Annotated in this window: 11 protein-coding genes; 10 read left to right on the forward strand and 1 reads right to left on the reverse strand. The window is 64.3% G+C overall.

Features of this window, described 5'->3' with window-relative positions; genetic code table 11:
• Positions 1 to 390: 390 nt before the first annotated feature.
• The gene (locus YU9_RS0136940; protein WP_027577214.1) at positions 391 to 840 is read right to left on the reverse strand and encodes a cupin domain-containing protein; all 450 of its coding nucleotides are present in this window, start codon (positions 838 to 840) and stop codon (positions 391 to 393) included.
• Between the two features lie 138 nt (positions 841 to 978).
• On the opposite strand from YU9_RS0136940, the gene YU9_RS0136945 reads away from it, so the two are divergent.
• From YU9_RS0136945 to YU9_RS0137000, 10 genes are all read left to right on the forward strand, one after another.
• Complete coding sequence (locus YU9_RS0136945) at positions 979 to 2,004, forward strand: ABC transporter substrate-binding protein (RefSeq protein WP_027577215.1); 1,026 nt, start codon at positions 979 to 981, stop codon at positions 2,002 to 2,004.
• A 29-nt stretch (positions 2,005 to 2,033) separates the two neighbouring features.
• Positions 2,034 to 2,738: a hypothetical protein gene (locus YU9_RS0136950; RefSeq protein ID WP_027577216.1), complete on the forward strand. Its 705-nt coding sequence runs from the start codon at positions 2,034 to 2,036 to the stop codon at positions 2,736 to 2,738.
• Between the two features lie 158 nt (positions 2,739 to 2,896).
• Positions 2,897 to 3,664: an ABC transporter ATP-binding protein gene (locus YU9_RS0136960; protein ID WP_027577217.1), complete on the forward strand. Its 768-nt coding sequence runs from the start codon at positions 2,897 to 2,899 to the stop codon at positions 3,662 to 3,664.
• 3 nt (positions 3,665 to 3,667) lie between these two features.
• On the forward strand, positions 3,668 to 4,372 hold the full coding sequence (locus YU9_RS0136965) for an ABC transporter ATP-binding protein (protein ID WP_027577218.1): 705 nt from the start codon (positions 3,668 to 3,670) through the stop codon (positions 4,370 to 4,372).
• A gap of 5 nt (positions 4,373 to 4,377) precedes the next feature.
• Positions 4,378 to 5,259: a branched-chain amino acid ABC transporter permease gene (locus YU9_RS0136970; protein ID WP_027577219.1), complete on the forward strand. Its 882-nt coding sequence runs from the start codon at positions 4,378 to 4,380 to the stop codon at positions 5,257 to 5,259.
• A complete protein-coding gene (locus tag YU9_RS0136975) occupies positions 5,256 to 6,275 on the forward strand; it encodes a branched-chain amino acid ABC transporter permease (RefSeq protein WP_027577220.1) in 1,020 nt (339 codons plus the stop codon). The genes YU9_RS0136970 and YU9_RS0136975 overlap by 4 nt, the downstream gene beginning before the upstream one ends.
• The gene (locus YU9_RS0136980; protein ID WP_027577221.1) at positions 6,235 to 7,164 is read left to right on the forward strand and encodes a polyphosphate kinase 2 family protein; all 930 of its coding nucleotides are present in this window, start codon (positions 6,235 to 6,237) and stop codon (positions 7,162 to 7,164) included. The genes YU9_RS0136975 and YU9_RS0136980 overlap by 41 nt, the downstream gene beginning before the upstream one ends.
• Positions 7,161 to 8,198, forward strand: coding sequence for a patatin-like phospholipase family protein (locus tag YU9_RS0136985; protein WP_027577222.1), 1,038 nt, complete (start codon positions 7,161 to 7,163; stop codon positions 8,196 to 8,198). Before YU9_RS0136980 ends, YU9_RS0136985 begins: the two co-directional genes overlap by 4 nt.
• Before the next feature lie 807 nt (positions 8,199 to 9,005).
• Complete coding sequence (locus tag YU9_RS0136990) at positions 9,006 to 11,336, forward strand: mechanosensitive ion channel domain-containing protein (protein WP_027577223.1); 2,331 nt, start codon at positions 9,006 to 9,008, stop codon at positions 11,334 to 11,336.
• Between the two features lie 478 nt (positions 11,337 to 11,814).
• Positions 11,815 to 13,467, forward strand: coding sequence for an NAD-dependent malic enzyme (locus YU9_RS0137000; protein ID WP_084299207.1), 1,653 nt, complete (start codon positions 11,815 to 11,817; stop codon positions 13,465 to 13,467).
• Positions 13,468 to 13,764: the final 297 nt, after the last annotated feature.

Consider the following 13,764-nt stretch of genomic DNA (forward strand, 5'->3'; position numbering starts at 1 on the left):
CAAGGGCAGCTACCGCTGGGCGCGCGCCCGCTATCTGGGCTTGGCGCGCAACCAGACGCATCTGCGCCTGATCTGCCTCGCCATGAATCTCAAACGATGGGCGGTGCTGTCTCCTGCGGGAGCTGCGGCATGACCGCCGCCGCCCGACGCCAGCGGTCGGCCGCGGAAAACGCACCCATTCCACGCCGCGCGCCGTCCGACGCCGCGCAAAAAAAGCCCGACATCGGGAACCACTCGCTCACATCCCATTAAGCAAAGCTCTCGCTTGCGGGAGAGGTCGGCGCGAAGCGCCGGGTGAGGGTTTTCTCCTCTGGGGGATTGTCCCATCGCGGAGACACCCTCTCCCCAGCCCTCTCCCGCAAGGCAAGCGGGAGAGGGAGCTCACCGTCATTAATCCAGCAGCTTGGTATCATCAGGTGCCTGCGGCGGGGTCTTGATCGCGATGGCCTTGACCTGGCCGCTGGTCGGCTTGGTGCCGCCATGCGGCGTTCCCTTCGGAATGATGACGAGATCGCCCGGCTTCACCGTGACCTCCTTGTCGCCGAGCCAGATCGTCCCGGTCCCGTCCAGGATATACTGGATCTCGTTGGTGTTGGGATGTAGGTGCTTGGGCACGTTGCCGACCTGGATCGAGACGGTGGCGCCGTCCGCACTCGCGAACATCTTGGAGCGGTAGCCGACGGCGTTGGCGGGCCCGAGCGCATCGCCTTCCATCTCACCGGTGTGGATGATCTGCGCGGTAATGTTCTCGGCGGCGAGCGCCGGGCGGAGCAGGTGGGTGGCGCCGCTTCCGGCGGCAAAGGCGGCGGCGATCGACAGCCCGGCAGCAAGGCGATTCATGGATGATCCTCCCCATCACGAATTGTTCTTGTCTGGGCATGCTATTGCGCCGAACGGCCGATGGCCAGCCCACTCAGGCGGTGCTTCTCAAGCCTGCCCCGCTGCTCTATGGTGCCGCCGGCCGAACGGAGGAAACCAATGAAGAACACGATTGCCAGGCTCGCCGGCGCGCTGCTCGCGCTGACGCTCACCACCTCGCTGGCCGCAGCCCAAAGCAAGGTCACCATCGCGGTCGGCGGCGGCTCCTGCCTGTGCTATTTGCCCACGGTGCTGGCCAAGCAGCTCGGCGAGTACGACAAGGCCGGTCTCAATGTCGAGCTGGTCGACCTCAAGGGCGGCTCGGACGCGCTCAAAGCCGTGCTCGGCGGCAGCGCCGATGTCGTCTCCGGCTATTTCGACCATTGCGTCAATCTCGCGGCCAAGAAGCAGGAGCTGCAGTCCTTCGTGGTCTATGACCGCTATCCCGGCCTCGTGCTGGTGGTCGCGCCCTCGCGCACCAATGACATCAAATCGGTCAAGGACCTTGCCGGCAAGAAGGTCGGCGTCAGTGCGCCCGGCTCCTCCACCGACTTCTTCCTCAAATATATGCTCAAGAAGAACGGGCTCGATCCCACCAGTGCCGCCGTGATCGGCGTCGGCCTCGGCGCCACCGCGGTCGCCGCGATGGAGCAGGGGCAGATCGACGCGGCCGTGATGCTCGATCCTTCGGTGACCGTGCTTCAGGGCAGCCACAAGGATCTGCGCATCCTCAGCGATACCCGTACCCAGAAGGATACGCTCGAGACGTTTGGCGGTGAATATCCGGGCGGTGCGCTTTACTCGACCGCGGCCTGGGTCAATGGCCACGAGAAGGAAGCGCAGGGGCTCACCAATGCGATCCTGGCCACGCTCGCCTGGATCCATTCGCATTCGCCCGAGGAGATTATGGCAAAGATGCCGGAGGAGACGGTCGGCAAGAACAAGGATCTCTATCTTGCCGCGCTGAAGAACACGATCCCGATGTATTCCGAGACCGGCAAGATGGACCCGAAGGGCGCCGACGCCGTGCTCGCGGTGTTCAGCGTCGGTTCGCCCGAGGTGGCGAATGCCAAGATCGACGTCAGCAAGACCTTCACCAACAAATTCGTCGACCAGGCCAAGAAGACGACGGGGAGCGCCAAATAGCTGACGCGAAGGCGTAGTAACCAGGCGTCATGACGTCACCGGTCATTCATCGCGTCACGACGCTTGATCTTGCCGTGCGGCCGATCGTGTGGCCGTTCGCCGAGGAACGCCGCGCCGAGATCGCGGCGCATTTCGCCGAGCACCAGCGCGAGCGGCCGAAGCTCTGGAATGGCCGCGTGCTGCTCGGCCGCGACCCCGTCTTCTCCGGTGGCCATTTCAGCGCAACCTATTTCGAGGCCGATTTCGCCAGCTTTCTCGCCTGGCGCGACTGGGGCTTCCCTGACGCGGCAGTGTTCAACGGTTTCGGCATGGGCGCATTGCGCACCTCCGACGGTGCCTTCGTGTTGGGCGAGATGGCGCAGCACACCGCCAATGCGGGCCGTATCTATTTCCCTTCGGGCACGCCCGACCTCGACGACGTCAGGGACGGCGTTCTCGACGTTCCCGGCAGCGTCGTCCGCGAGATCGAGGAAGAGACCGGGCTGACCGCCGAGGACTACGCGGCGGAGGCGGACTGGCATTGCGTCGTCTCCGGTCGCGCGATTGCGATGATTCAGGTCCTCAATCTGGACATGCCGGGCGATGAAGCCCGCGTCCGGATCGAAGCCAATCTCGCGCGCGAGGCCGAGCCCGAATTGTCGGCCATTCATCTCGTGCGCGGGATGAGCGATCTTACGCCGACCATGCCGCGATTTGTCACGGCCTTTATTGCGCAGCAGTTCGCCTCTCGCTGATGCGCGAGGCTTGACATCGCTTCGCGCAGCCCATGTGATGGGCGAAAACAAGAACGAGAATGCAACGCACAATCGTCCGGGAGGTTTTGATGCGCGAGGCCGTGCTGCCACTGCCGAAGGGCACCACCTACAGCAACCAGTAGCGGCGGAGAACGGCGGTGCTGGAGGTGAACGGATTGGTGAAGCGGTTTGGCGGCTTCACGGCCGTCAACAATGTGTCGTTCAGGGTCGACCAGGGCGAGATCCTCGGCCTGATCGGGCCCAACGGCTCGGGCAAGAGCACGATCTTCAACATGCTCTCCGGCACGCTGGCGCCGACCGCCGGATCGATCCTGTTCGCCGGACACGAGATCGCAGGCCTTGCGCCACACCGGATCATCAACGGCGGCATCGGCCGCACTTTCCAGATTCCGCGTCCCTTCCGCCGCCTGACCATTTTTGAGAACGTCGCGCTCGCCGGATTCTACGGCCAGGGCCGCCACAGTCGCATCAAGGCCGAGGAAGCGGCCGAGCGTTCGCTGGCTATGGTCGGCTTGCCGACCGATCGCCATGCCAGCGTCGATGGCCTCGGCGCAGCAGGACTGAAGAAGCTCGAACTCGCCAAGGCGCTCGCCACCGCGCCAAAGCTGTTGCTCGCCGACGAGAGTCTCGGCGGCCTCGACGAGACCGAGATGGATCAGGCCGCCGACATGCTGCGCAACATCCGCGACGAACTCGGCATCACCATCATCTGGGTCGAGCACATCATGGGCGTGTTGATGCGCGTCGTCGATCGCGTCATGGTGCTCGATCACGGCGAGAAGATCTCGGAAGGCCTGCCGAGCGCGGTTGCCGGCGACCCACGCGTCATCGAGGTCTATCTCGGCACCGATGCCGAGACTACGCAGGCCGCGGCCGCCGAAGCGCGCCGCCGAGCGGGAGGCTAGCCGATGCTGGAGCTCCGCGGCGTCAATGCCGGCTACGGCACGTTCCAGGCGCTATTCGACGTCAATCTCGACGTCAAGGCCGGCGAGGCCGTCGGCGTCATCGGTCCCAACGGCGCCGGCAAGACCACCTTGATGCGCGTCATCTCCGGCCTGATCCGGCCCTCGCGCGGCTCGATCAAGATGGAAGGCGTCGATGTCGTCGTGACGCCGCCGCACAAGATCGTCAGCCTCGGCATTGCGCATGTGCCGGAGAACCGCCGGCTATTTCCGCAGCTCACGGTCGACGACAATCTCAAGATGGGTGCCTTCATGAAGGAGGCGCGCGGGCATTACGCCGAGCGGTTGGAGGTCGTGTTCGACCTGTTTCCGCGCCTCAAGGAGCGGCGGCACCAGATGGCCGGCACGATGTCCGGCGGCGAGCAGCAGATGTGCGCGATCGGCCGCGCAATGATGTCCAATCCGAAGCTGCTGCTCCTGGATGAGCCTTCCGCCGGGCTTGCGCCGGTCGTGGTGCAGCAGGTGTTCGAGCTGGTGAAAAGGATCCGCGCCAGCGGCCTGACGGTGCTGATCGTCGAGCAGAATGTGCAGCAGGTGCTGAAGGTGGTCGACCGCGCCTATCTGATCGAGGCAGGCACGATCCGCGCGTCCGGCACGTCGGCCGAGATGCTGGCGAGCGACACGGTCAAGGAAGCTTATCTCGGGGTGTGATGGGCATGCAGGCGTTCCTGGACGTTTTCGACATCTATCTGCTGGAGGCCGTGATCAATGGCATCCTGCTCGGCGGCGTGCTGGCGCTGCTCGCGCTCGGACTCAACCTGATCTTCGGCGTCATCGACGTGACCTGGATCTGCTACGCCGAGCTGGTGATGATCGGCATGTACGCCATGTATTTCATGGTGCAGTATTATGGCGTCAGCTATTTCGTCGCCGCCCCGCTCACCATCCTGCTGGTCGCGCTCCTCGGCGCGGCGCTGCACTACCTCGTGATCGCGCCGCTGCTGACCGCGCCGCCGATCAACCAGCTGCTCGCGACCGGCGGGGTGCTGTTCGTGCTGCAGAGCTTTGCCACCGTCGCCTTCGGCATCGACTTCCGCAACCTTGGCATCCGCCTTCCGGTGCTCGCCTTCGGCGAAATGAATTTCAGCTATGCACGGCTGTTGTCCTTCCTGGCGGCACTGGTTGGCATGGTCGCGGTCTATCTGTTCATGACGCGCACCTTCACCGGCACTGCGATCCGTGCCATCGCGCAGGATCGGCAGATCATGGCGCTGATGGGTGTCGATACCAAGCGGATGTATCTCATCACCTCCGCGCTCGGCGGTGCGCTGGCCGGGCTCGCGGCCTGCCTCCTGGTGCTGCAATATGACGTGCATCCCTTTGTCGGCCTCTCCTTCGGGCCGATCACCTTCCTGATCTGCGTGCTCGGGGGCCTCGGCAATTTCATCGGCGGCTTCATCGCCTCCTTCCTGTTCGCGGAGATCATCTCGCTCGGCGGCCTGTTCTCCGATCTCGAATGGGGCTATGTGCTCGCCTTCGCCTTCTTCATCGTCATGATGTTCATCCGGCCCGCGGGCCTGCTTGCGAGGCGGCGATGATGGGGCAGGGGCGGCTTGCGGCGTGGGGGCTGGGGTTGGCGGCGCTAGTCGCGCTGCCCTTCGTCTATCGCGACCCCTATCATCTGCACATCCTGGTGCTGATCCTGATCTGGTCGTTCGCCTACACCTCCTGGTCGATGATGGGGCGGTTTGGCCTCGTTTCGCTCGGGCATGGCGGCTTCATGGGGATCGGTGCCTATGTCACCGCCTTGCTCTGGAATCATCTCGGTCTGTCGCCCTGGATCGGCATTCCCATCAGCATGGGCGCGGCCGGAGCACTGGCGCTGATCGTCGGCTATCCCTGCTTCCGCTTCCGCATCACCGGGCACTATTTCGTGCTGGTGACGCTGGCGCTGTCAGGCATCGTGCTCCAGGTCATCACCGCGACACGTGACTATACCGGTGGCTCGCTCGGCTACACGCCGAACCGGACCTCGGGCAGCAAGCTGCTGGCGCTGCAATTCGATGACAAGACGACCTGGTACCTCATCGCGCTCGGAATCTGGCTTTTCGGCATCGTGGTCTGGCACTGGGTCGACCGCAGCATGGCCCGCTATGCGCTGGAGGCGATCTCGGAGGACGAGGACGCCGCAGCCGCGGCTGGTGTCGACGTCACCGCCGAGAAGCTGAAGATCACGCTGCTCAGCGCGCTGATGACGGCGCTCGCGGGCGCAATCTACTGCCAGTACCAGATGTTCATCACGCCCGACACCGTCAGCGGCATCGCGGTGTCGCTGCAGATGGTGTTCGCTGCCATCGTCGGCGGGCTGTTCGTCTCGCTCGGCCCGACCGTCGGGGCCATCATCACCATTCTGCTCGCGGAGACCCTGCGCATCGGCTTCGGCACCAAGGCGGTCGGCTGGGACAACCTCGTCTACGGCGTGCTGCTCGTGCTCTTCATCATATTCCTTCCCAAGGGCATCCTTGGTAGCTTGCTCGACCGATTGAAGCCGCAACGCAAGGTGCCCCGCACTAATGAGCAAGAAGCCGTCCAAATCGCTCGCCCAGGAGCTTGACCGCTACATCACGCCATTCCGCTACGATGGCTCGGGCAAGTTTCACCTCAAGGCGCACAAGACCAACGAGAAGGGCGATCTCGACAAGGAGAAGGCGCAGGCGCTTCTCGACGCCAACAAGAAGCGGCTGATCGAATTCCAGGAGAGGCTCTACGCCCAGGACCGCTGGTCCGTGCTGATCGTGTTCCAGGCGATGGATGCCGGCGGCAAGGACAGTGCGATCAAGGCGATCTTCGAGGGCATCAATCCGCAGGGCTGCGAAGTCACGGCCTTCAAGGCGCCGAGCAGCAAGGAGCTCGACCACGATTTCCTCTGGCGTCACGTCGTCGCGCTGCCCGAGCGCGGCCATATCGGCATCTTCAACCGCTCGCATTACGAGGAATGCCTGGTGACGCGCGTGCACCCGGAGATTCTTGCCAAGGAGAAGCTGCCGCCAAAGCTCATGACGAAGAACATCTGGAAGGAGCGGTTCGAGGACATCTCCGCCTTCGAGCGCTATCTTTGCCGCAACGGCACCTTGGTGCTGAAGTTCTTTCTGAACGTGTCCAAGGAAGAGCAGCGCGAGCGTTTTCTCGAGCGGCTGGAGGATCCGGCCAAGCAGTGGAAGTTCGCCATGGACGACATCAAGGAGCGCGCGCTGTGGCCGCGCTACCAGGCGGTCTACCAGGACATCGTCCGCCACACGGCAACGCCTCATGCGCCGTGGTACGTCGTGCCCGCCGATCACAAATGGTTCGCGCGCGTCGTGATCGGCTCGGTGATCAATACAGCGCTCGAAAAGCTCGACCTGCGCTTCCCCCGCGCCGACAAGGCCTCGCTGGAGGAGTTCGAGCAAGTGCGCAAGGCGCTGGAGAAAGAGGGGACGGGAGGCAAGAAGCAGGCAAAGTGACAGCCAACGGGACCACGAACTGCAAGAACGTCAACTTCGCGCTCCAGGGCGGCGGCGCGCACGGCGCCTTCGTCTGGGGCGTGCTCGACCAGGTGCTCGAGGACGGCAGGCTCGCAATCGAGGCGATCAGCGCCACCAGTGCCGGCGCCATGAATGCGGTGGCGATGGCCTCCGGCATGGCGAACGGCGGCGCGGAGGCCGCGCGGGAAAGCCTGCACGCATTCTGGTACGAAGTGTCGCGCATGGACATGGCGTACGATTTGATGTCGCCGCTGAACCAGTGGATCCAGGCTCTGAAGCTGCCGCCGGAATATCATCCGGTCCACGCCGTCATCCACACGCTGACGCACACGCTGCCGCCGGGCCTGCTCAATCCCTTTCATTTCAATCCGCTCCGGGCGTTGCTGCAGCGCGTGGTCGATTTCGACCGGCTCAATTCCTCGCCCGAGGCGCCGCAGCTGTTTCTCAACGCCACTAACGTCCGCACCGGCAAGATCAAGGTGTTCCAGAGCCCGCTTCTCACGGCGGAAACCGTGCTCGCCTCGGCCTGCCTGCCGCCCTATTTCCAGGCTGTCGAGATCGACGGCGAGCATTATTGGGACGGCGGCTATCTCGGCAATCCCGCGATCTATCCGTTGATCTACCGCAAGGGCAGTCACGACGTCATCATCGTGCAGGTCACGGCCATCAGGCGCAACGAGCTGCCGACCAGTGCAGCCGATGTCCTCCACCGCATCAACGAGATCAGCTTCAATTCGTCGTTGATGCGCGAGATGCGCGCGATCGCCTTCGCGACCCGGCTGATCGACGACGGCGAGCTCGACAGCGACAAGCATAGCCGCATGTACATGCATTGGATCGGCAATGACCAGTTGATGTCGCAGCTCGGCACGGCCACGCAATTCCACCCGGAATGGAGCCTGTTGTGCCGCCTGCGCGATGAGGGCCGCGAGGCGGCGCGAAGCTGGCTGGCGCGAAACTTCGACCAGATCGGAAAGTCCTCGACCGTCGACCTGGCGGATATGTTTCTCTAAGCGGCTGGGCCGGCCATGCACAAAAAACGCGAAAACAACCCCATGCACAGTAGCCGAGCATAGCGGAATCAATGGCTTGCAGGTCCGTCATCGTTGCTGCGGATTTTACGAAGCTCGTTTGACTCGTCGGGCAAAGCAGGGGCATGATGCCACCATGCCCGCTGCCCTTCCGCAGCTGCGATCCGCGCGGAAGCGCTTTCCATTGGCGGATTGCTTCCAGGGAACTCGCGCCTTCAAATGTGATCTTCGGATCGTTGATCCTGCTTGACAGTTTTGTGTCCTGGGACGAGCATCGCAACGGTCGCAAACAAGCGACGTGCAACGTCCACCTCATGAGCAAGGGGAGGTCTATGACGCCACCTCCGCAAATCCAGCCGCTAAGTGCGATGGAGCTCGTTCGGACCAACGCATAGCGGCGAAAACCGCGAACGGCACGCCGGGTCAAGGTTTAGCGGGCCGCATCAGTGAGGCAAGGCCCCTACCTTCCCGGCGCTGTAATTTGCATCACATCGATCGTGTCGGATGGCCGTGATGGGGCTGCCGTAACGAGCCTCTTTGACATCCTGCTGTTCCCATCCACCTCGCCGTCGTTCCGCAAGGGCGCGAGAGGTCCTTGGCGCATCACAGCACGTCGGTGGTGCCGCGGCTCCTGATCCTGCATTGCGGCAAATGCCAAGAGAATGTCGCCTCAAAGGCCAACTTCCGACACAGGGCCGGGGCGAATAGCGGCAATCCGACATGACGCATCTGCTTCGGCGGTGACGCTCCCGACGCCGCCGGTGCATTCATTTTTTCCAGGGAATCCTCGTGTCGCATAAGCTGGCCGCGGCGCTCCTCGCCGCTCTCTTCCTCACGATTCCACCTCTCTCCGGTGCCCGTGCCGAGCCGCCTCCGCCCGCGGCAAAAAGCGCTGCCGCACTGTCGCCTGACGAGGCGAAGCGCGCGCTGGAAACCCTTCAGGACGACAAGAAGCGCGCGCAGATGATCGATACGCTCCGCGTGATCGCCAACGCGTCCGGTCCGCAGCAAGCGGCGCCGGAGCCAAAATCGCCGATCCCGCTTGCGGCCGACGGCCTCGGTGCGCAGCTCATGCTCACGGTGTCCGAGCAGATCGGCGAGATCTCGGGCGAGATCGCCGGCATGGCGCGGACGCTCACGCACTTTCCGGCGTTCTACTATTGGATCATGCGGACCGCGAACGATCCCGCGGCCTATAACCTCCTGATCGAGATCGCCTGGAAGCTCGCGCTGGTGCTCGGCTGCGCGCTTGCGGCCGAATGGGTGATCTTCCGCCTGATCCGCCGGCCGGTCGCGTTTCTGGAAGGACGCGTGCCGCAAACCGCGCACCTGCCGGCACAGGTGCTGCCCGTAGCCGACTCGCCGTCATCGGTGGCCGATGTCACTCCCGCACCCGAGTTGAACAAGCGCCGTCACAGCCTTGCGCGAGTCTGGCAGGTCCTGTTGCGGCTGCCCTTCGTGCTGGGGCGCCTGATCCTCGAGCTGCTGCCGGCGGTCGTCTTCGTCGGCGTCGCCACTGCGCTGCTCGGGACGGTGATCGGCGAGCCCACGACCGTCCGCCTCGTGATCCTCGCAGTCGTCAACGCCTATGCGTTTTCGCGCGGGCTCATCTGCGTGGTCCGGGCGCTGGCGGGACCGCTCGGCCTGTTTCCGGTGCGGGCCGAAACTGCGGCCTATGTCGAGATCTGGGCGCGCCGCATCGTCGGTGTCGGCGTCACCGGCATCGCCTTCGCCAACGTGGCATTGCTGCTCGGCCTGCACCGCGCCGGTTACGCCGCGCTGCTGCGCATGGTGATGCTGGTCGTGCACCTCTTCATCGTCGTCATCATCCTGCAATGCCGCCGCCAGGTCGCCGACGCCATCCGCGCGCCGGCCGAGCGGCAGGGGATTGCGGCCCGTTTGCGTAACCGCATCGCCGGCGGCTGGCATTATCTTGCCATCGCGCTTGACCTGGCGCTGTGGGCGGTGTGGGCGCTCAATATCCGCAACGGCTATTCGCTGCTGCTACAATATTTCGTCGGCACTATTGCGGTGGTGCTGGTCACGCGTGTCGTCATCATGGTGACGCTGAGCCTGATCGACCGTGGCTTCCGCATCAAGCCGGAGATTCTTCAGCGCTTTCCGGGCCTCGAGATTCGCGCCAACCGCTATCTCCCATTGCTGCGCAGGATCGTGTCCAGCGTGATCGCCTTCATCGGGTTCGTGGCCGTGCTCGAAGTCTGGGGTGTCGACGCGATCGTCTGGTTCTATGGCGGCCAGATCGGCAGTCGCCTGATCTCGGCCGTGGTGACGATCGGCCTCGCCGCGTTCATCGCAGCCGCGATCTGGGAAGCCAGCAATGCGTTCTTGGATCGCCAGATCAATACGCTGTCCCGGGACGGCCATTACGCCCGGGCCGCGCGTCTACGCACGTTCCAGCCGATGCTGCGCACGGCGCTGCTCTGCCTGATCGCAACCGTCGTCGGCCTTACTGCGCTGAGCGAGATCGGCGTCAATGTCGCGCCGCTGCTCGCGGGCGCCGGCATCGTCGGCATCGCGATCGGCTTCGGCTCGCAAAAGCTGGTGCAGGACCTCATCACCGGCCTGTTCCTGCTGCTGGAGAACACGGTCCAGGTCGGCGACAATGTCAGCGTGTCAGGGCTCTCGGGCGTCGTCGAGAACGTCTCGATCCGCACCATCCGCCTGCGCGCGGGCGACGGCGCCGTGCACATCGTGCCGTTCAGCGCGGTCACGACCATCACCAATGCCAGCCGCGGCGCCGGCAACGCCTCGGTCAGCGTCAACGTCGCCTACAAGGAAGACACCGACCGCGCCGGCCAGATCCTCAAGGACATCGTCGACGAGATGCGGCGCGAACCGGAATTCCGCGCACTGATCCGCGGCGACCTCGAGCTGTGGGGCGTCGACAAGGTGGACGGCGCAATGGTGTCGATCGTCGGCCAGATCCGCTGCACCGAAGCCGGGCGCTGGCCCGTCCAGCGCGAATTCAACCGCCGCATGAAACTGCACTTCCAGCAGAACGGCATCGAGGTCGCATCCGCGACGCAGACGATCCTGATGCATATCGCGCCGCCGGCGGATGGCGCGGTCAATCTGACGCCGCGGCGGGTGGCGGGATAGCAGGCGATCGCATATGAATTCTTGGCGGCGGCCCGAGCGCGCGCCTCGTCCTTCGAGACGGCGCTACGCGCCTCCTCAGGATGAGGCTAATCGGCGTCGGTGCCCGTGGAAACTGATGCCGCGTACTCCGTCCTCATCCTGAGGGCCCGCCAACGGCGGGCGTCTCGAAGGATGCCCCGCAAAGAAATCGCTTCCAAATGCGATTGCCCTGGGTTGGATAGGCAATGGATTCCGAGCTCGCGCTGACGCGCGCCCCGGAATGACCGGGGAGGGAGAACAGGCCGGCTCTCGATCTCTCATCATGAGGCGCAAGAGCTTTGCGGCGTTAACCTTTGCGTCGCGCAGCCTGCAACCTCCCACGACGATCTCGCTGCGGTGCGAGATCACGGTCGCGGCCGGAGTCCTCTACGTCCTTGATCTCGATTGAGCGCTGGCCGACAATGGCTGCGGTTCAACAAGAAAGTCCTTGGGGGAATTCGTGAATAGACCTGCTCGGGTCAGCGCCCATTCGGCATCATCTGAGACCGCGCACGGCATGACGCTGCTGCGCGACCCCCTGCTCAACAAGGGCACGGCTTTCACGGAATCCGAGCGCGAGGCGCTGGGCCTGCGCGGCCTCCTGCCGCCCTGCGTGCTGACGATGGAGACGCAGGCTCAGCGCGTGCTCACCAATCTGCGTACGCTGCCGACGGACCTCGAAAAATATGTCGCGTTGAACGCGCTGCACGACCGCAACGAGGCGTTGTTCTTTCGCGTCGTCGTCGACAATATCGACGAGATCCAGCCGATCATCTACACGCCGACGGTCGGGCTTGCCTGCCAGAAATACGGCCTGATCTTCCAGCGGCCGCGTGGCATGTTCATCTCCTCGCGCGATCGCGGCCAGATCGCGGAGCTTCTGAAGAACTGGCCTTATCCGGCCAAGCTGATCGTCGTCACCGACGGCGAGCGCATTCTTGGTCTCGGCGATCTCGGCGCCAACGGCATGGGCATTCCGGTCGGAAAACTCTCGCTCTATTCGGCCTGTGCCGGCGTGCATCCCGAACTCTGCCTGCCGATCGTGCTCGACGTCGGCACGAATAACGAAGAGCTGTTGAACGATCCCTATTATCTCGGACTGCGCGAGCGGCGGCTGACCGGGGAGGCCTATGACAGCTTCGTCGACGAATTCATGCAAGCCGCGCGGAAGACCTTTCCTGGCGTGCTGATCCAGTTCGAGGATTTCGCCAATCATTCGGCGTTCAAGCTGCTGCACAAATACCGCGACGAGGCCTGCGTCTTCAACGACGACGTCCAGGGCACCGCGGCGGTGGCGCTTGCCGGACTGTTCTCGGCGTTGCGCGTCTCCGGGGGCAAGCTCAGGGATCAGCGCATCCTGTTCCTCGGCGCGGGCGAGGCGGCGACCGGAATCGCCGATCTCGTGGTCTCCGCCATGATGGCGGAAGGGGCTTCCGAGGCGGACGCGCTCCGGCGAAACTGGCTGGTAGATTCCCGCGGTCTCGTCGTCAGCGGCCGCGAAGGCCTCTCTGGCCACAAGCTCCGCTATGCCCACGCCGACCAGGCGCCGATCGCCGACTTCCTCACCGCCATCAAGACGCTGAAGCCGACGGCGATCATCGGCGTCGCCGCGGTCGGCGGCGCCTTCACGCCCGACGTGCTCAAGGCGATGGCGGAGCTCAACGAGCAGCCGATCGTGTTCGCGCTCTCCAATCCGACCTCGAAGGCCGAGTGCTCGGCGGAGGATGCCTATCGCTACACCGAGGGCCGCGCGCTGTTCGCCTGCGGCAGCCCGTACGATCCGGTCAAGCTCAACGGCCGCAGCTTCGTGCCGCGCCAGGGTAACAACTCCTACATCTTCCCCGGCGTCGGCCTCGGCGTCATCGCCAGTGGCTCAAAGCTGGTGACCGACGAGATGTTCATGGCGGCGGCCCACACGCTTGCCGACTGCGTCGGCAAGGAGGATCTGGCGCAAGGCAGCCTCTACCCGGCACTGCCGCGCATCCGCGAGGTCTCGGTCCGCATCGCGGCGGCCGTTGCGGACGTGGCCTATCAACGCGGGCTGGCGGACGGACCCGCACCCAACGACGTGAAGGCCCTGGTCCAATCCCAGATGTACGAGCCGCATTACTGAGCCACCAGGCCGGCGGGTGATCGCATCCGGTCAGGCGCTGGCTCGTTCACCTCTCCCGCTTGCTTGCGGGAGAGGCACAGGCCGCCTCCGGCGGCCGTCGTCTCAAAAGACGCCGAGGCAAAGCCTCGGCTATGGCGAAGCGCCGGGTGAGGGCTTTCTCCTCTTGGGGATTGTCCCATTGTGGAAGCACCCTCTCCCCAACCCTCTCCCGCAAGCGAGAGCTTTGCTTAATGGGATGTGAGCGAGTGGTTCCCGATGTCGGGCTTTTTTTGCGCGGCGTCGGACGGCGCGCGGCGT

Source organism: Bradyrhizobium sp. WSM1743 (assembly GCF_000473065.1).
Lineage (GTDB): Bacteria > Pseudomonadota > Alphaproteobacteria > Rhizobiales > Xanthobacteraceae > Bradyrhizobium.

Coding starts and splice junctions, on each gene's coding strand:
- YU9_RS0136950 (WP_027577216.1), top strand. CDS start 2,034: ATGACGTCACCGGTCATTCATCGCGTCACGACGCTTGATCTTGCCGTG.
- YU9_RS0136975 (WP_027577220.1), top strand. CDS start 5,256: ATGATGGGGCAGGGGCGGCTTGCGGCGTGGGGGCTGGGGTTGGCGGCG.
- YU9_RS0136945 (WP_027577215.1), top strand. CDS start 979: ATGAAGAACACGATTGCCAGGCTCGCCGGCGCGCTGCTCGCGCTGACG.
- YU9_RS0136965 (WP_027577218.1), top strand. CDS start 3,668: ATGCTGGAGCTCCGCGGCGTCAATGCCGGCTACGGCACGTTCCAGGCG.
- YU9_RS0136970 (WP_027577219.1), top strand. CDS start 4,378: ATGCAGGCGTTCCTGGACGTTTTCGACATCTATCTGCTGGAGGCCGTG.
- YU9_RS0136940 (WP_027577214.1), bottom strand. CDS start 840: ATGAATCGCCTTGCTGCCGGGCTGTCGATCGCCGCCGCCTTTGCCGCC.
- YU9_RS0136980 (WP_027577221.1), top strand. CDS start 6,235: ATGAGCAAGAAGCCGTCCAAATCGCTCGCCCAGGAGCTTGACCGCTAC.